This is a genomic window from Streptococcus sp. Marseille-Q5855, from assembly GCF_946901985.1.
Taxonomy (GTDB): Bacteria; Bacillota; Bacilli; order Lactobacillales; family Streptococcaceae; genus Streptococcus.
Genome location: NZ_CAMPPR010000004.1, coordinates 79,364 through 96,186, shown reverse-complemented (window position 1 = coordinate 96,186; position 16,823 = coordinate 79,364). Strand labels below are relative to the sequence as shown.

Annotated in this window: 18 protein-coding genes; 14 read left to right on the top strand and 4 right to left on the bottom strand. The window is 40.9% G+C overall.

The window, feature by feature from the left end; genetic code table 11:
• The first annotated feature begins 39 nt into the window (after nt 1–39).
• Together deoD and OC529_RS05635 are read left to right on the top strand one after the other, a co-directional pair.
• Nucleotides 40–750, top strand: a complete 711-nt coding sequence (gene deoD, locus OC529_RS05640; RefSeq protein WP_173213898.1) for a purine-nucleoside phosphorylase — start codon at nt 40–42, stop codon at nt 748–750.
• A 228-nt stretch (nt 751–978) separates the two neighbouring features.
• A complete protein-coding gene (locus OC529_RS05635) occupies nt 979–1,710 on the top strand; it encodes an NAD-dependent protein deacylase (RefSeq protein ID WP_173213666.1) in 732 nt (243 codons plus the stop codon).
• A gap of 230 nt (nt 1,711–1,940) precedes the next feature.
• Here the strand turns inward: OC529_RS05635 and OC529_RS05630 are convergent, their stop codons facing one another.
• The 3 genes from OC529_RS05630 to coaA form a co-directional block, all read right to left on the bottom strand.
• Entirely contained in the window at nt 1,941–2,453 is a 513-nt protein-coding gene (locus OC529_RS05630) for a DNA topology modulation protein (protein WP_173213664.1), read from the bottom strand.
• Between the two features lie 51 nt (nt 2,454–2,504).
• Nucleotides 2,505–2,741: a 30S ribosomal protein S20 gene (rpsT, locus tag OC529_RS05625; RefSeq protein ID WP_001274000.1), complete on the bottom strand. Its 237-nt coding sequence runs from the start codon at nt 2,739–2,741 to the stop codon at nt 2,505–2,507.
• Between the two features lie 67 nt (nt 2,742–2,808).
• A complete protein-coding gene (gene coaA / locus OC529_RS05620) occupies nt 2,809–3,729 on the bottom strand; it encodes a type I pantothenate kinase (protein ID WP_262081690.1) in 921 nt (306 codons plus the stop codon).
• Between the two features lie 200 nt (nt 3,730–3,929).
• Here coaA and OC529_RS05615 point away from each other — a divergent pair, with 200 nt between their 5' ends.
• The 9 genes from OC529_RS05615 to OC529_RS05575 all read left to right on the top strand — a co-directional run bounded on the left by OC529_RS05615 (nt 3,930) and on the right by OC529_RS05575 (nt 12,291).
• Nucleotides 3,930–4,334, top strand: a complete 405-nt coding sequence (locus OC529_RS05615; protein WP_262081689.1) for a hypothetical protein — start codon at nt 3,930–3,932, stop codon at nt 4,332–4,334.
• A 204-nt stretch (nt 4,335–4,538) separates the two neighbouring features.
• Nucleotides 4,539–5,129, top strand: a complete 591-nt coding sequence (locus OC529_RS05610) for a class I SAM-dependent methyltransferase (RefSeq protein WP_301352481.1) — start codon at nt 4,539–4,541, stop codon at nt 5,127–5,129.
• On the top strand, nt 5,126–6,403 hold the full coding sequence (locus OC529_RS05605; RefSeq protein WP_262081688.1) for a pyrimidine-nucleoside phosphorylase: 1,278 nt from the start codon (nt 5,126–5,128) through the stop codon (nt 6,401–6,403). Before OC529_RS05610 ends, OC529_RS05605 begins: the two co-directional genes overlap by 4 nt.
• 19 nt (nt 6,404–6,422) lie before the next feature.
• Nucleotides 6,423–7,085 carry a deoxyribose-phosphate aldolase gene (gene deoC, locus OC529_RS05600; protein WP_262081687.1) on the top strand — a complete coding sequence of 221 codons (663 nt, stop codon included), beginning with the start codon at nt 6,423–6,425 and terminating at the stop codon, nt 7,083–7,085.
• A complete protein-coding gene (locus OC529_RS05595; protein ID WP_000246089.1) occupies nt 7,072–7,461 on the top strand; it encodes a cytidine deaminase in 390 nt (129 codons plus the stop codon). Before deoC ends, OC529_RS05595 begins: the two co-directional genes overlap by 14 nt.
• Nucleotides 7,462–7,550: 89 nt before the next feature.
• On the top strand, nt 7,551–8,603 hold the full coding sequence (locus tag OC529_RS05590) for a BMP family protein (protein ID WP_049543026.1): 1,053 nt from the start codon (nt 7,551–7,553) through the stop codon (nt 8,601–8,603).
• A gap of 142 nt (nt 8,604–8,745) precedes the next feature.
• On the top strand, nt 8,746–10,281 hold the full coding sequence (locus tag OC529_RS05585) for an ABC transporter ATP-binding protein (protein ID WP_000929812.1): 1,536 nt from the start codon (nt 8,746–8,748) through the stop codon (nt 10,279–10,281).
• Nucleotides 10,274–11,332 carry an ABC transporter permease gene (locus OC529_RS05580; protein ID WP_000038669.1) on the top strand — a complete coding sequence of 353 codons (1,059 nt, stop codon included), beginning with the start codon at nt 10,274–10,276 and terminating at the stop codon, nt 11,330–11,332. The genes OC529_RS05585 and OC529_RS05580 overlap by 8 nt, the downstream gene beginning before the upstream one ends.
• Nucleotides 11,333–11,334: 2 nt before the next feature.
• Nucleotides 11,335–12,291 (top strand): ABC transporter permease, encoded by a 957-nt coding sequence (locus OC529_RS05575; protein WP_120007870.1) that lies wholly within the window; start codon nt 11,335–11,337, stop codon nt 12,289–12,291.
• A 37-nt stretch (nt 12,292–12,328) separates the two neighbouring features.
• On the opposite strand, the gene plsY is transcribed toward OC529_RS05575, so the two are convergent.
• Nucleotides 12,329–12,970, bottom strand: coding sequence for a glycerol-3-phosphate 1-O-acyltransferase PlsY (gene plsY, locus OC529_RS05570; protein WP_173306677.1), 642 nt, complete (start codon nt 12,968–12,970; stop codon nt 12,329–12,331).
• Nucleotides 12,971–13,105: 135 nt separating this feature from the next.
• Here plsY and parE point away from each other — a divergent pair, with 135 nt between their 5' ends.
• Genes parE through OC529_RS05555 form a run of 3 tightly spaced genes read left to right on the top strand, consistent with a single transcriptional unit; the run spans nt 13,106 to nt 16,494 of the window.
• Nucleotides 13,106–15,049, top strand: coding sequence for a DNA topoisomerase IV subunit B (parE, locus tag OC529_RS05565; protein WP_262081686.1), 1,944 nt, complete (start codon nt 13,106–13,108; stop codon nt 15,047–15,049).
• Between the two features lie 27 nt (nt 15,050–15,076).
• The gene (locus OC529_RS05560; RefSeq protein ID WP_262081685.1) at nt 15,077–15,937 is read left to right on the top strand and encodes an aminoglycoside 6-adenylyltransferase; all 861 of its coding nucleotides are present in this window, start codon (nt 15,077–15,079) and stop codon (nt 15,935–15,937) included.
• The gene (locus OC529_RS05555) at nt 15,934–16,494 is read left to right on the top strand and encodes a GTP pyrophosphokinase (RefSeq protein WP_125420451.1); all 561 of its coding nucleotides are present in this window, start codon (nt 15,934–15,936) and stop codon (nt 16,492–16,494) included. Before OC529_RS05560 ends, OC529_RS05555 begins: the two co-directional genes overlap by 4 nt.
• The last annotated feature ends 329 nt before the right edge of the window (nt 16,495–16,823 follow it).

Below are 16,823 nucleotides of genomic sequence, written 5' to 3'. Positions count from 1 at the left end.
ATTTTTACTTTGTTCTCTGTCGCCCTTTATATCTTAACTATGTCTATCCATATTGCTGCTCAGCAGGGTGAAATTGCTGATAAAATTCTTCTTCCAGGGGATCCTCTTCGTGCTAAATTTATTTCGGAGAATTTCCTTGAAGATGCTGTTTGTTTTAACGAAGTGCGTAACATGTTTGGTTACACTGGTACTTACAAGGGTCACCGTGTATCTGTTATGGGAACTGGGATGGGAATGCCCTCAATTTCGATTTATGCGCGTGAGTTGATTGTTGACTACGGAGTGAAAAAATTGATTCGTGTGGGAACTGCAGGATCTTTGAATGCAGATGTCCACGTACGTGAATTGGTTTTGGCGCAGGCAGCTGCAACCAACTCTAACATCATCCGCAATGACTGGCCACAGTACGATTTCCCACAAATCGCTAGCTTTGATTTGCTAGATAAGGCTTATCATATTGCCAAAAATCTCGGTATGACAACCCACGTTGGGAACGTTTTGTCATCTGATGTCTTTTATTCAAACTACTTTGAAAAGAACATCGAGCTTGGTAAATGGGGGGTCAAGGCTGTGGAAATGGAAGCAGCAGCACTTTACTATCTGGCAGCCCAACACCATGTTGACGCACTTGCCATCATGACTATTTCTGATAGTTTGGTCAATCCAGATGAAGACACGACTGCAGAAGAACGTCAAAATACCTTCACTGATATGATGAAGGTTGGTTTGGAAACCTTGATTGCAGACTAAAAGTAGGCTATATTCAGAATGATTTCTCTTGTTCTCAAATGATAACTATTAACAATGAATCAATTCTGAAATAGGTAAGAATAAGGAAATTGAAGAAAGCCTAATTGTGTCAAAGGACCGAGACTAGTCAGTTTAATATCTAAATCATAATCAAATAAAGTTGGAAGCCAAGTTGACAAGAAGTCAAGACTTTCAACTTTTTAACTTGAAAATTCCTAGGAGTACAAAATGGATAAGATTGAACAATTACAAGGTATTATTGATCAAAGTCAGAGAATTGTCTTTTTCGGTGGTGCAGGGGTTTCTACAGAGTCTAATATTCCAGATTTTCGTAGTTCAGATGGTATATATAGTCTGAAACTAGGTCGCCATTTTACTGCCGAGCAACTGGTTTCACGCACTATGTTTGAGCGCTATCCAGAGGATTTTTTTGATTTCTACAAAAAGTATCTGGTATATCCTGATGCCAAGCCGAATTTAGCACATGATTATCTAGCGTCGTTGGAAAAAACAGGTAAATTAAAGGCGATTGTGACGCAAAATATCGATAGTCTCCATGAAATGGCAGGATCTCAGAAAATTTTGAAACTGCATGGTAGTGCAGATCGTAATTATTGTTTGGGCTGTCATCGCTTTTATGATTTGACTGTCTTTTTGGAACTTGGAGGTCCAGTTCCCTACTGCTTAGATTGTGGCAAGGTGGTCAAACCTGACGTGACCCTTTATGAGGAAGCGCTAGATATGGATGTATTTAGTCGCGCAGCTCGAGCCATTCAGCAAGCAGATTTGTTGATCATTGGTGGAACTTCCTTAGTTGTTTACCCTGCAGCTAGCCTAATCAATTATTTTTCAGGGTCAAATCTTGTCGTTATCAACAAGTCCAGCACTCCTCAAGACAGCCAAGCTGATTTAGTTATCGAAGGTAAGATTGGAGAAGTTTTTTCTAAATTGAGACAATAAAAAACTGAAAGAAGTAGGATTATACTTCCTTCAGTTTTTTTGTATCACGAACTCAGAAACTATGAACAAGATTCTCTTCATTTCTAGGGGAATTTTATTGTTGATTTATAAATTGCTCGAGTTATTTTTAATTGTTGAATAAAAGGAAAAAAGGAAGACTTTCTGGATGAAAAACTTCCTTTTTTAGTCAATCAGTACATGCTGATTTTAATGAAATGCTACTATATTGTTTACTTTTTTAAAGATCGCAAAAAACAATCAATCTCTGCTTGAGAATGGAGAATATGCATCTTTTCTGGGTAAGTATTGTTTAAGTATTGGTATCTATCCTTAGCATTTTTTGTTCGCCCCTCCCAGAGAATCCATCGTACAAACTCCCAGTCAAAGCGTTCAGGGCATCCCTTAGCCATACTTTCTCTGACTTTTCCCCGGTATTTAAGATAACGCTTAAAGGCCCGAAAGAGACAGGTAAATGGTGAAAAATTGAGAAAGATGATTTGGTCAGCTTCCTGCATTCTTTCCTCATAGAAACACCAAGAATAATTACCATCGATGACCCAAGCTTCATGCTTGGTAAGAAAATTTTTCATCTCGGTTAACATCCATTCGCGATCACTGTCTTGCCAACCAGGTTGAAATTGGAGTGTGTCCATGTGAAGTTTTGGGATGGAGTGGTAGTGAGACAACTTTTCAGCTAGAGTTGACTTACCTGCACCAGAATATCCGATAATTGCGATTTTCATTTTCTACCTTTCCTATTTGAGGACAAAAAAACAGCCTCTATGGACTGTTTCTTATTTAGCAAGTTTAGCTGAAAGACGAGCTTTATCGCGGCTTGCTTTGTTTTTGTGAATCAAACCTTTAGTTTCTGCTTTATCGATAGCTGAGCTAGCAGCACGGAAAAGTTCTTCAGATGGGTTTGCTTCGAAAGCTTTGATAGCAGTACGCATAGCTGATTTTTGAGCTGAGTTCTTTTCGTTTTGTTTAACGTTCAATTCAGCGCGTTTGATAGCTGATTTAATGTTTGCCAATGTTCTTACCTCCATATTTACTAACTATACCATTATATCTGAAAACTTACGTTTTGACAAGGGAAAATTACTTTTTTAAGTAAATTTCATCGATTTCATGGTTCTTACTTTTATGTAGAATCACTTCCGCACGATTTCTAGTTGGTTCAATATAATTTTGTAGATTTGTGAGATTGATACTGGTCCAGACCTGATGGGCAAAGGACTCCACTTCCCCAATCGGCATTTGAGTAAAACGATAATAGTAGCTATCAGGGTCGTTTTGGGCTAGGCTCAGCATCTTCAAGAAACGGTCCAGATACCAACTCTCAATATCATCCACTCCAGCATCTACATAGATGGAAAAGTCAAAGAAGTCAGTGATATAGAGACGATCGTTTTGTGGATTTTGAAAGACATTGATTCCTTCAACAATTACAAAATCAGCAGCTTTGACACTTTGCTTTTCCTCAGGTACGATGTCGTAGACTTCATGAGAATAGACAGGAATATCCACATCTTGTCCATTTTTGATGCGGTCCAAGAAGTTGAGAAGAGCTTCCATATCATAGCTTTCGGGAAATCCCTTGCGATTTAAAATCCCCTGCTCAATCAAGGTCTGGTTGGGATAGAGAAAGCCATCAGTTGTAACCAACTCAACACTAGCATCAGTTACAGTTCTGGAAAGCAGGGTTTGCAATAGTCGGCTGGTTGTTGATTTTCCAACGGCAACACTCCCAGAAATCCCAATAATAAAAGGCTGAGATTTACTTTCACGTTGGAGGAAAATTCCTTTTGAAAAGGCTAAATCTTCCTTAGTTCGCTTGTAAATCTGAATCAGATGAGCCAAGGGGAGATAGATATCTGTAACGTCTTGAAGACTGATTTGGTCATTAAAACTCTTGATAGATTCCAATTCTTCTTCTGTCAAAGGAGGTGTTGTCTTTCGATGTAACGATTGCCAAGTCTGGCGGCTGATTTTTTCAAAATGTAAAAATTCGTTGGTCATTTGTTTTCCCCTAGATATTTTGTCTATCATACCATAAAAAGTTAAAAAAATAAAGCGGTTTCTTGACACTGGTACATCAATATTATATAATAGAGATAGATAAAGACTTATCAATTTATTGATGAAATAGGAGATAGACTCTACTGATTTATAAGCTAATAAAGGGAAATTTTTAGTTCACAACTTATAGGAGGTGTACTATGAAAATCTTGAAACGTTACCTATTGGAACTCTGTTTTATTTTAAGTTTTGCCTTACCTTTTATAAAAGGAGCTAATGCGGATAATGGTAGACGTTTTGTGGAAACCTATTACGGTTTTACTTTTTTGATGGAACATGCTATTATAACAGCTGTCTTTATCTGTTCGCTCTTGATTGCTGTCTTCCTAAAAAAACGGTGGACGAAATGGCTTGCTGCTGGTAGTTATTGCTTTTTAGTCCTATGGATTGCGACAGAGGGTTATTTCTTCCGCATGTCACTAGAAGATTTGATACGACTTTGGACAAGTTTGGAAATCCTGACACAAACTTATCAGTTGGGCTTTTATTTAAACATTTTGTTGGGAATCCTATTGATAGTGAAATATTTAAAAGTAAAGAAATAGCACTGACAATGCGTCTGATGATAGACAATAAATTGTTTTATCATGGCAATGATAGCTGTAGTCCTAGATGAAATACAAGTTGCTTATAAAAGTTGAAAGAGATTGAAGGGGAGCTATTGTAAAGCAACTTCCTTCAATCTTTTTGTCTCATTCTGGATATGTAAACGATTTACAATTTAAGTCAAATTATGGTAAAATAGTTTCATGAGTAAAATGTATTATGCAGAGAATCCTGACGCTGCTCACGACATTCATGAGTTGAGAGTGGACTTGTTGGGAGAAAAAATGACCTTTCTGACGGATGCAGGTGTTTTTAGCAAGAAGATGGTTGACTTCGGAAGTCAACTCTTGCTCAAGTGTCTTGAGGTCAACCAAGGAGAGACAGTCCTAGATGTCGGCTGTGGTTATGGTCCATTAGGTTTGTCCTTAGTCAAGGCTTACGGCGTTCAGGCGACCATGGTCGATATCAATAATCGTGCCTTGGATTTGGCTAAGAGAAATGCTGAAAAAAATAATGTAAAAGCGACGATTTTCCAGTCCAACATCTATGAACAAGTTGAAGGTACATTTGACCATGTTATTTCAAATCCTCCTATCCGTGCAGGCAAGCAAGTGGTTCACGAAATCATCGAGAAAAGTAAAGATTTCTTGGAAACTGGTGGAGATTTAACAATCGTCATCCAGAAAAAGCAAGGGGCTCCAAGTGCCAAGTCTAAGATGGAAGACGTGTTTGGCAATTGTGAAATCCTTAAAAAAGACAAGGGATACTATATCCTTAGAAGTGTGAAAGAATGAGAGCAGTTGATTTAATCCAAAAAAAACGAGGCGGGCAAGAATTGACTTCGAGTGAAATTGAATGGCTGGTAGAAGGCTATGTGTCAGGAACTGTCCCTGATTATCAGATGTCTGCCTTTGCTATGGCTGTTTATTTTAAAGGAATGACGACTCGTGAAATTTCTGATTTGACCATGAATATGGTTAAGACTGGGCAAGAGTTTGACTTGTCTGCCATTGATGGTGTGAAAGTTGACAAGCATTCTACTGGTGGTGTCGGCGATAAGGTAACCTTGATTTTAGCTCCTCTTGTTGCTAGCTTCGGTGTGCCTGTAGCAAAAATGAGTGGTCGTGGTCTCGGCCATACTGGTGGAACAATTGATAAATTGGAGTCCATTAAGGGCTATCAAGTCGAGCGCAGTCAAGAGGATTTTATTCGTCAGGTTCAGGACATTGGAGTATCTGTCATTGGGCAATCAGACCAGCTTGTCAAAGCAGATAAGCTTCTCTACGCCCTCCGTGATGTAACCGCAACTGTCGACACGATTCCTTTGATTGCGAGTTCGGTGATGAGCAAGAAAATCGCGGCAGGGGCGGATGCTATTTTGCTAGACGTAACTGTCGGAGAGGGTGCCTTTATGAAGACGGTTGATGAAGCGCGCGAATTGGCTCAAACTATGGTGGAACTTGGTAAGGCAGTTGGTAGAAAAACGGTAGCAGTGATTACGGATATGAGCCAGCCTTTAGGGCGTGCTATTGGAAATCGTCTGGAGATCCTTGAAGCATTGGAAATTTTACAAGGTCAAGGACGTCAGGATATTACCCACTTTATCTGTGAATTGGCTCAAATTATGCTTGGCCTGGCAAATATAAATAAAACAGTTGAAGAAGTTCGACAACATCTTGAAAATGGCCAAGCGCTGGCTAAGTTTGAGGAGATGGTCCAAGCCCAAGGTGGGGACTTGGAAGACCTCTACCGTCCTGTCAATGTTGCCCATGTGGTGGAAATACCTGCTCAGGAAACGGGTGTCATTTCAGCCCTTCCAGCAATGGAATTTGGGCTTTATGCTATGAGACTGGGGGCAGGCCGTGCAGTCAAGTCTGATGCCTTGGACTATGAAACAGGAATTGTTTTTGAAAAGAAAGTTGGAGATTCCGTTCAAACGGGAGAAATTGTTGCAAAAGTATACACAAATGGAAAAATTTCTCCTCAGCTAGTTACAGATTTTCAAAAATATGTTAAAATAAATGATAGGGTGCAAAGTTTACGAGAAATTATAGAAATTATCTCATAAACCGCAGGAGAATCCGAATATGAAATTAAATAAATATATCGATCATACGCTTTTAAAGCAAGATGCAACAGAAAATCAAATTGATAGTTTGTTGTCTGAGGCTAGAGAGTATGATTTTGCCAGTGTTTGCGTTAATCCGACCTGGGTTGAACATGCCAAAAAAGGGCTTGAAGGCACAGATGTCAAGGTCTGCACAGTAGTAGGTTTCCCTTTGGGGGCAACAACTTCAACTGTGAAAGCTTTTGAGACAAAAGAAGCTATCCAAAATGGTGCAGATGAGATTGATATGGTGATCAATGTTGGGGCTCTCAAATCAGGTAATTTAGCCTTGGTTGAATCGGACATCCGTGCTGTTGTAGAAGCAAGTGGTGACAAGTTAGTGAAAGTCATTATTGAAGCTTGCCTTCTGACAGATCAAGAAAAAGTTGTGGCTTGTCAATTAGCCCAAAAAGCAGGAGCTGATTTTGTTAAAACATCTACTGGCTTTTCAACTGGTGGCGCTACGATAGCAGATGTTCAATTGATGCGTGAAACAGTTGGGCCTGATATGGGTGTCAAGGCTGCTGGTGGAGCTCGTTCTTATGCAGATGCTCTTGCATTTGTGGAAGCAGGGGCGACCCGTATCGGAACGTCAGCTGGGGTAGCCATTTTAAAAGGAGAATTGGCTGATGGCGACTACTGAGTTGATTGAACTGGCAATTGAAACCAGCAAACATGCCTACGTCCCCTATTCTCACTTTCCTATCGGAGCAGTTTTAGTGGCAAAAGACGGAAGTGTTTACACGGGAGTGAATATCGAAAATGCTAGCTATCCTTTGACCAACTGTGGAGAACGTACAGCGATTTTTAAAGCAGTTTCTGAAGGCCAAAGAGAGTTTTCAGAGCTGATTGTTTATGGTCAAACTGAAAAACCGATTTCACCATGTGGTGCTTGTCGCCAAGTAATGGTCGAATTTTTTGAACAAGATCTAAAAGTGACCTTAGTCGCAAAAGATAAATCGACGGTCGAGATGACGGTCGGGGAATTACTTCCATATTCTTTTACAGACTTAAACTAGTCTGAGTCGCTCTTTGAGTGGCACGGTCCTTGTGACCAATCAATCCATACTTGCAACATCGTTGCACATCTTATTTAGGAGGTTCAGTAATGAACAAGAAACAATGGCTAGGCCTTGGTCTAGTTGCAGTGGCAGCAGTTGGACTTGCTGCATGTGGTAACCGCTCTTCTCGTAAGGCAGATTCATCTTCTGATGTGAAGACAAAAGCAGCAATCGTCACTGATACTGGTGGTGTTGATGACAAATCATTCAACCAATCAGCTTGGGAAGGTTTGCAGGCTTGGGGTAAAGAACACAATCTTTCAAAAGATAACGGTTTCACTTACTTCCAATCAACAAGTGAAGCTGACTACGCTAACAACTTGCAACAAGCGGCTGGAAGTTACAACCTAATCTTCGGTGTTGGTTTTGCCCTTCACAATGCAGTTAAAGATGCAGCAGCAGAGCACACTGATTTGAACTATGTCTTGATTGATGATGTGATTAAAGATCAAAAGAATGTTGCGAGCGTAACTTTCGCTGATAATGAGTCAGGTTACCTTGCAGGTGTAGCTGCAGCAAAAACAACTAAGACAAAACAAGTTGGTTTTGTAGGTGGGCAGGAGTCAGAAGTTATCTCTCGTTTTGAAGCAGGATTCAAGGCTGGTGTTGCGTCAGTAGACCCATCTATCAAAGTCCAAGTTGACTACGCTGGTTCATTTGGTGATGCCGCTAAAGGTAAAACAATTGCAGCAGCACAATACGCAGCTGGTGCAGATATTGTTTACCAAGTAGCTGGTGGTACAGGTGCTGGTGTCTTTGCAGAAGCAAAATCACTCAACGAAAGCCGTCCTGAAAATGAAAAAGTTTGGGTTATCGGTGTTGACCGTGACCAAGAAGCAGAAGGTAAATACACTTCTAAAGATGGCAAAGAATCAAACTTTGTTCTTGCATCTACTTTGAAACAAGTTGGTACAACTGTAAAAGATATTTCTAACAAGGCAGAAAAAGGTGAATTCCCTGGCGGTCAAGTGATCGTTTACTCATTGAAAGATAAAGGGGTTGACTTGGTAACAACTAACCTTTCAGAAGAAGGTAAAAAAGCTGTCGAAGATGCTAAAGCTAAAATCCTTGATGGAAGCGTAAAAGTTCCTGCAAAATAATGGATGGAAGTTATTTCTTAGGAAGCGGCCATCGGTCGCTTTTTAAGAGTTGAGACAAAGTCATTTTGTCTCAGTAAAGCTTGCTACTAGACAAACTAGCAAGTTTTATTGAAATAAAATAAGACTCTGAAAGGAAGAGCACATGGCACACGAAAATGTCATTGAGATGCGTGATATTACCAAGGTGTTTGGTGAATTTGTTGCCAACGACAAAATCAACCTGCACCTACGAAAAGGTGAAATTCATGCACTTTTAGGAGAAAATGGGGCTGGTAAGTCCACGCTCATGAACATGTTAGCAGGCCTTCTTGAACCAACTAGTGGTGAAATCGCGGTCAACGGTCAAGTTGTCAACCTCGACTCCCCATCTAAAGCAGCTGGCTTGGGAATCGGAATGGTTCACCAGCACTTTATGTTGGTAGAGGCTTTCACGGTGGCTGAAAACATTATTTTAGGAAGTGAATTGACTAAAAATGGTGTGCTAGATATCGCTGGAGCTAGCAAAGAAATCAAGGCTCTTTCTGAACGTTATGGCTTAGCTGTGGACCCTTCTGCCAAGGTGGCAGACATCTCAGTTGGAGCCCAACAACGTGTAGAAATTTTAAAAACCCTTTATCGGGGAGCTGATATTCTTATTTTTGACGAACCAACGGCTGTTTTGACTCCATCAGAAATTGAGGAGTTGATGGCTATTATGAAAAATCTTGTCAAAGAAGGAAAATCAATTATCTTGATTACCCACAAGTTGGACGAGATTCGCGCAGTTTCTGACCGCGTTACAGTTATCCGTCGTGGGAAATCAATTGAAACCGTCGAAATTGCAGGAGCTACCAATGCTGATTTGGCAGAAATGATGGTGGGACGTTCTGTTTCCTTTAAAACAGAGAAACAAGCCTCACAACCCAAAGAAGTGGTCTTGTCTATTAAAGACTTGGTGGTCAATGAAAACCGCGGTGTCCCAGCTGTTAAAAATCTATCCTTGGATGTTCGTGCTGGAGAGATTGTTGGTATTGCAGGGATTGATGGAAATGGTCAGTCTGAATTGATTCAAGCCATTACAGGTCTTCGCAAGGTTGAATCTGGTAGCATTGAGCTAAAAGGAGATTCAATTGTAGGCTTGCACCCACGTCAGATTACAGAGTTGAGTGTTGGGCACGTTCCAGAAGACCGTCACCGTGATGGTTTGATTTTAGAAATGATGATTTCTGAAAATATTGCCCTTCAAACCTACTATAAAGAACCACATAGTAAAAATGGAATTTTGAACTATTCAAATATTACTTCTTATGCTAAAAAGTTAATGGAAGAGTTTGATGTTCGTGCTGCCAGTGAATTTGTTCCTGCAGCTGCACTCTCAGGAGGAAATCAACAAAAAGCAATTATTGCTCGTGAAATTGATCGAGATCCTGATCTCCTTATCGTCAGCCAGCCAACTCGTGGTTTGGATGTCGGTGCCATTGAATATATCCACAAACGCTTGATTGAAGAGCGTGATAATGGGAAGGCTGTCCTTGTTGTCAGCTTTGAATTGGATGAGATTTTAAACGTCTCAGACCGTATTGCCGTTATCCACGATGGTAAGATTCAAGGTATTGTATCACCAGAAACAACCAATAAACAAGAACTTGGTGTCTTGATGGCTGGTGGAAACTTGGGAAAGGAGAAGAGTGATGTCTAAAAAATTACAACAAATTTCGGTTCCCTTGATTTCTGTCTTTCTAGGAATTTTACTCGGAGCCATTGTCATGTGGATCTTCGGTTATGATGCTATTTGGGGCTACGAAGAATTGTTCTACACAGCCTTTGGTAGCCTGCGTGGGATTGGAGAAATCTTCCGTGCTATGGGGCCTCTGGTCTTGATTGGTCTTGGTTTTGCCGTTGCCAGTCGAGCTGGTTTCTTTAACGTCGGGCTTCCTGGTCAGGCTTTGGCTGGTTGGATTCTCAGTGGTTGGTTTGCCTTGTCGCATCCAGATATGCCACGTCCCTTGATGATTCTAGCGACTATCGTGATTGCCTTGATTGCTGGTGGGATTGTCGGAGCGATTCCGGGTATTCTTAGGGCTTATCTAGGGACATCAGAGGTTATTGTAACCATCATGATGAACTACATTGTCTTGTATGTAGGAAATGCTTTTATCCATGCCTTTCCTAAAGACTTCATGCAAAGTACAGATTCGACGATTCGTGTCGGAGCTAATGCAACCTACCAGACACCTTGGTTAGCTGAGTTGACTGGTAACTCACGGATGAATATTGGTATTTTCTTTGCTCTCATTGCCGTTGCAGTTATTTGGTTCATGCTCAAGAAAACAACTCTTGGTTTTGAAATCCGTGCGGTTGGTCTTAATCCACACGCATCGGAATACGCTGGTATTTCTGCCAAACGAACAATTATCCTATCAATGATTATTTCAGGTGCCTTGGCAGGTCTTGGTGGTGCTGTTGAAGGACTTGGAACCTTCCAGAACGTCTATGTTCAAGGGGCATCTTTAGCTGTCGGATTTAATGGTATGGCGGTTAGTCTGCTTGCGGCCAACTCACCAATTGGTATTCTCTTTGCAGCCTTCCTGTTTGGTGTTCTCCAAGTTGGAGCCCCTGGTATGAATGCGGCGCAGGTACCGTCTGAACTTGTCAGCATTGTAACAGCTTCTATTATCTTCTTTGTCAGTGTTCATTATCTTATCGAACGCTTTGTCAAATCGAAAAAACAAGTTAAAGGAGGTAAGTAAAGATGTCTATTACAACCTTGCTCACCCTCTTGGTGTCTTCTATGCTGATTTACTCAGCTCCCCTCATCTTTACAAGTATCGGTGGCGTTTTCTCTGAACGTGGTGGTGTCGTAAACGTCGGGCTTGAAGGAATTATGGTTATGGGTGCCTTTTCTGGAGTTGTCTTCAACCTTGAATTTGCAGAACAATTTGGAGCAGCAACTCCATGGCTATCTTTGATAGTTGCAGGATTGGTTGGTGGTGTCTTCTCTATCATCCACGCAGCAGCAACGGTTCATTTCCGTGCAGACCATGTTGTCAGCGGTACGGTATTGAACTTGATGGCGCCAGCCTTGGCTGTTTTCTTGGTGAAAGTTCTTTATAACAAAGGACAAACTGACAACCTAAGTCAGACTTTTGGACGCTTTGATTTCCCAGTCTTGGCAAATATTCCAGTTATCGGTGATATTTTCTTCAAGTCAACTAGCCTTCTTGGTTATCTGGCGATTGCCTTCTCGTTCCTTGCTTGGTTTATCCTCTTCAAGACTCGCTTTGGTCTTCGTCTTCGCTCTGTCGGTGAACACCCTCAAGCAGCGGACACTTTGGGAATCAATGTCTACAAGATGAGATATTTAGGGGTTATTATTTCAGGTTTCCTAGGTGGAATTGGTGGAGCGATTTATGCTCAATCCATCTCAGTTAACTTTTCAGTAACAACTATTGTTGGACCTGGATTTATCGCCCTTGCTGCGATGATTTTTGGAAAATGGAATCCAATCGGAGCCATGCTTTCTAGTCTTTTCTTTGGACTTTCACAAAGTTTGGCTGTTATCGGATCTCAATTGCCATTCCTACAAGGAGTGCCTGCGGTTTATCTTCAAATCGCACCTTATGTTTTGACAATTCTTGTCTTGGCAGCCTTCTTTGGAAAAGCAGTTGCACCAAAAGCAGATGGTATCAACTATATCAAATCGAAATAAGCATACAAAAAACGTCAGTTCTGTTCAAACTGGCGTTTTATTTTTTAGGATTTTGATGGGTTAAGTTCAGTCCCCAAGGGACAAGATTTTCAGTTTTATTTTTGATACGTGTGATATTATCCTTATGCCGAATGATAATCAAGCTAGCAAGTGCTAGGATAATAGCGATGAAGAGAGGATCATAGTGACTCAGGATAAAACCAAAAAGTGGAAAGAGTAGAACTCCGATGACAGCCGCGATAGATGCTGTGACACTAGATAGTGAAATCATACTACCAAGATAGAGGGTTCCAAAGAAAACAACTGCAAGGTAGAGACAGAAGACAGGCGCAAATCCGAAAATCACTCCAGCACTGGTTGCGACAGCCTTACCACCCTTAAATCCTGCAAAGATAGGGAAGGTATGTCCAATGACAGCTAAAAGTCCAAAGACGAGAGGCGAAACGCCTTGTAAATGAAAAATAATTGGAAGAAGCGTTGCTAGAGTTCCTTTGAAAAAGTCAATCACAAAGGTTGCCATACCAGCTTTCTTGCCTAAAATGCGGAAAGTATTGGTCGTTCCAGTGTTACCAGAACCATGCTCGCGCAGATTGATTTGAAAGAATACTTGTCCAATCCATAGACCAGACGGAATCGAACCCAGCAGATAGGCTAGGATTAATAAAACTATTGTAATCATACTCCTATTATATCATGAAATGGAGAAGAAAGGCATAGAATCTCTTCTGAAATTGTCACATCGGAGAAAGAAAAATTTTGCAAAATCCTTGGAAAACTTGTAGAATAGTAAAGATGAACGAATAGGAGGTTCCTTGTGTCAAAAAAGGAAATCAATATTAACAATTATAATGATGATGCCATTCAGGTGCTAGAAGGGTTGGATGCGGTCCGTAAACGTCCAGGGATGTATATCGGATCGACTGATGGGGCAGGTCTCCACCACCTCGTCTGGGAAATCGTCGACAATGCTGTCGATGAGGCCTTGTCTGGATTTGGTGACCGTATTGATGTGACCATCAATAAAGATGGCAGTTTAACGGTTCAAGACCATGGACGTGGGATGCCGACTGGTATGCACGCTATGGGAATTCCAACTGTTGAGGTTATCTTTACCATTCTTCATGCCGGAGGGAAATTCGGTCAGGGGGGCTACAAGACATCTGGTGGTCTCCACGGGGTTGGTTCTTCCGTTGTTAACGCTCTTTCAAGTTGGCTGGAAGTTGAAATCACCCGTGATGGTGCAATCTATAAGCAACGTTTTGAAAATGGTGGGAAACCTGTTACGACCTTGAAGAAAATCGGTACAGCGCCCAAGTCTAAAACAGGTACCAAGGTTACGTTTATGCCTGATGCGACCATCTTCTCTACGACAGATTTCAAGTACAATACCATCTCAGAACGCCTCAATGAGTCAGCCTTTCTCTTGAAAAATGTGACCTTGTCTTTGACGGATAAGCGTACAGATGAAGCGATTGAGTTTCATTATGAAAATGGGGTGCAGGACTTTGTTTCTTATCTGAACGAAGACAGGGAGACCTTGACGCCGGTTCTTTACTTTGAAGGGGAAGACAACGGTTTCCAAGTTGAAGTGGCTCTCCAGTACAATGACGGATTTTCAGATAACATCTTGTCCTTTGTCAATAACGTTCGCACCAAGGACGGTGGAACACATGAGACTGGACTTAAGTCTGCCATTACCAAGGTTATGAACGACTATGCGCGTAAGACGGGGCTTCTCAAGGAAAAAGATAAAAATCTTGAAGGTTCCGACTATCGTGAGGGACTAGCGGCTGTTCTTTCTATCCTTGTTCCTGAAGAACACCTCCAGTTTGAAGGTCAGACCAAGGACAAGCTAGGAAGCCCTCTTGCTCGTCCCGTTGTGGATGGAATTGTAGCTGATAAGTTGACCTTCTTCCTTATGGAAAATGGAGAATTGGCTTCTAATCTCATCCGCAAGGCTATTAAGGCCCGTGATGCTCGTGAAGCAGCACGTAAGGCGCGTGATGAGAGCCGAAATGGGAAGAAAAATAAGAAAGATAAGGGCTTGTTGTCTGGAAAATTGACCCCAGCCCAGTCTAAGAATCCAGCTAAGAATGAACTCTATCTAGTCGAGGGGGACTCTGCCGGTGGCTCTGCCAAGCAAGGCCGTGACCGCAAGTTCCAGGCAATCTTGTCCCTTCGTGGTAAGGTTATTAATACAGCCAAGGCCAAGATGGCGGATATTCTCAAAAATGAAGAAATCAACACCATGATTTATACTATTGGTGCAGATGTGGGAGCAGACTTCTCTCTTGAAGATGCCAACTATGACAAGATCATTATCATGACCGATGCGGATACAGACGGTGCCCACATTCAAACACTTCTTTTAACATTCTTTTATCGTTACATGCGTCCCCTAGTTGAGGCAGGACACGTTTATATCGCCCTTCCACCTCTTTACAAGATGTCCAAAGGCAAAGGCAAGAAAGAAGAAGTGGCTTACGCTTGGACGGACGGTGAATTAGAAGAACTCCGCAAACAATTTGGTAAAGGTGCTACCCTCCAACGCTATAAAGGTCTTGGTGAGATGAATGCGGACCAGCTTTGGGAAACAACCATGAACCCAGAAACGCGTACTCTTATCCGTGTCACGATCGAAGACCTAGCACGCGCAGAACGTCGTGTCAATGTCCTCATGGGAGACAAGGTCGAACCACGACGTAAGTGGATTGAAGATAATGTCAAGTTTACGCTAGAAGAAGCGACAGTGTTTTAAGTCAGTTTTTAATGAATGGGTATCAACATGAGAGCTGAAGCAGAAATGCTAGATATAATTATTAAGATAGCTAAAAACTTGAAAGTTAAAGCTGTCGCCATGTCTGGTTCACGGACTGATAGAAAAGCCTCAAAAGATGAATTTCAAGACTATGACGTGGTCTATATTGTGGATGATTTGGATAATCTGACGAGTGACCTTTCTTGGTTGGCCTATTTCGGAGAACGAATTATAGAGCAAGAGGTTGTTCTTGACCATCGTCGTCTTTATCTCATGCTCTTTGAAGATGGTAATCGTATTGATTTGACTCTCTGCCCCAAAAACCACATCCAAGAGTGGGTGGATAGTGAGGCAGGATTCACTGTTTTAGAAGATCCAGAACATTTATTTGAACCCTATTCTCAAAATCTAGAGCGTTACTGGACAAGCCCAGCTACTGAAACGAATTTTGTAAAATCCTGCAATGAATTTTGGTGGGTGTCAGCCTACGTTGTCAAAGGGATTTGTCGCAAGCAGGTATTCTATGCTACTGACCATCTCTATGGTATTTGCCAACAAGAACTCTTGAAAATCTTGGCTTGGCAGGTCGCAAGTTATAAGAGAACAGTAGACGTCGGCAAGAATTATAAGTATCTTTTTAACTATTTACCCACTGATAAAGAAAAGGAATTCTCAGATTTGCTTGATTTTTCAAGTATAGATAAAATTACTCAGTCTTTATTGGCTACGATGCAACTTTTCCACCAAGAAGCTCAATTTCTTGCTCAAAAAATGGGATTTGACTACGATAAAGAAGTGGCTGAGAAGATGATTGAGTATGCTAAGGAAAGAGTGAAGAAGTTTGGGAATAACTGGAAAAATGAAAAAGCGAGAGGAGAAGACTCATGATTGAAAAAGTGGAACGCCTCATTACAGAGATTAATCGTATTCATCGAGAATATTCTAAAGATTATTTTGAAACGGGTAAGGTGGAAAAAATCAATCTCAAGCATACCTTTTCAAAAGTTCCGACTAAAGCGATTTTGGCCTACCGTCTGAATTTACATGAGTCAATTAATGATTATCTGATGAAAGCGGATGTCCAAGATATTGCCTATGTTTATCGTGTCAAAACTTCTGAGTCTATTTTAGATAAAATTACACGTTTTTCAGAGCGTCAAGAGGGCTATCCTGTGAATTCAATTCTTAATGATATTTTTGGTGCTCGTATGATTTTGAGTTCCAAAGAGATAGCTCAAGTCATGGAGAAATTAGATGATTGGCAAGAGAATTACGGACTAAAAAACTGGTATTTACGTGATAAAGATGGCTATGTCGGTATTCATATCTATTTTAAAAATAAAAGTAATTTTTATTATCCATGGGAACTCCAACTTTGGGATAAGAAAGATGTAGATAGCAATATCGCCAGTCATATCAAGTATAAACGAGGATTTGTGAAGTAGACACTTCAAGTGGAAATGAGATACAGGAATTGGATGAAATTCACTTACTCTCTATTTTTTCTTTTTCCATAGTATTTACTCTCCATTCTTCGAAAGGAGTTGAACACGCCCTAAATACTGTGTGAAAACTCCTTATTACTCACTGAAGCAATAAATTTTAAACACATTAAACTACAGAAAGGATCGTTTGGTTATTTGTAGTAACTGAACACGGGACTAATTCCCGTAAAATATCTTTTACTGTATAAAACCTACTCTATATTCTTTGAAAGGAGTTGAACATGCTCTAGATACTGTGTAAAAAAATAAATTCTCTTGAGAGCTTACTT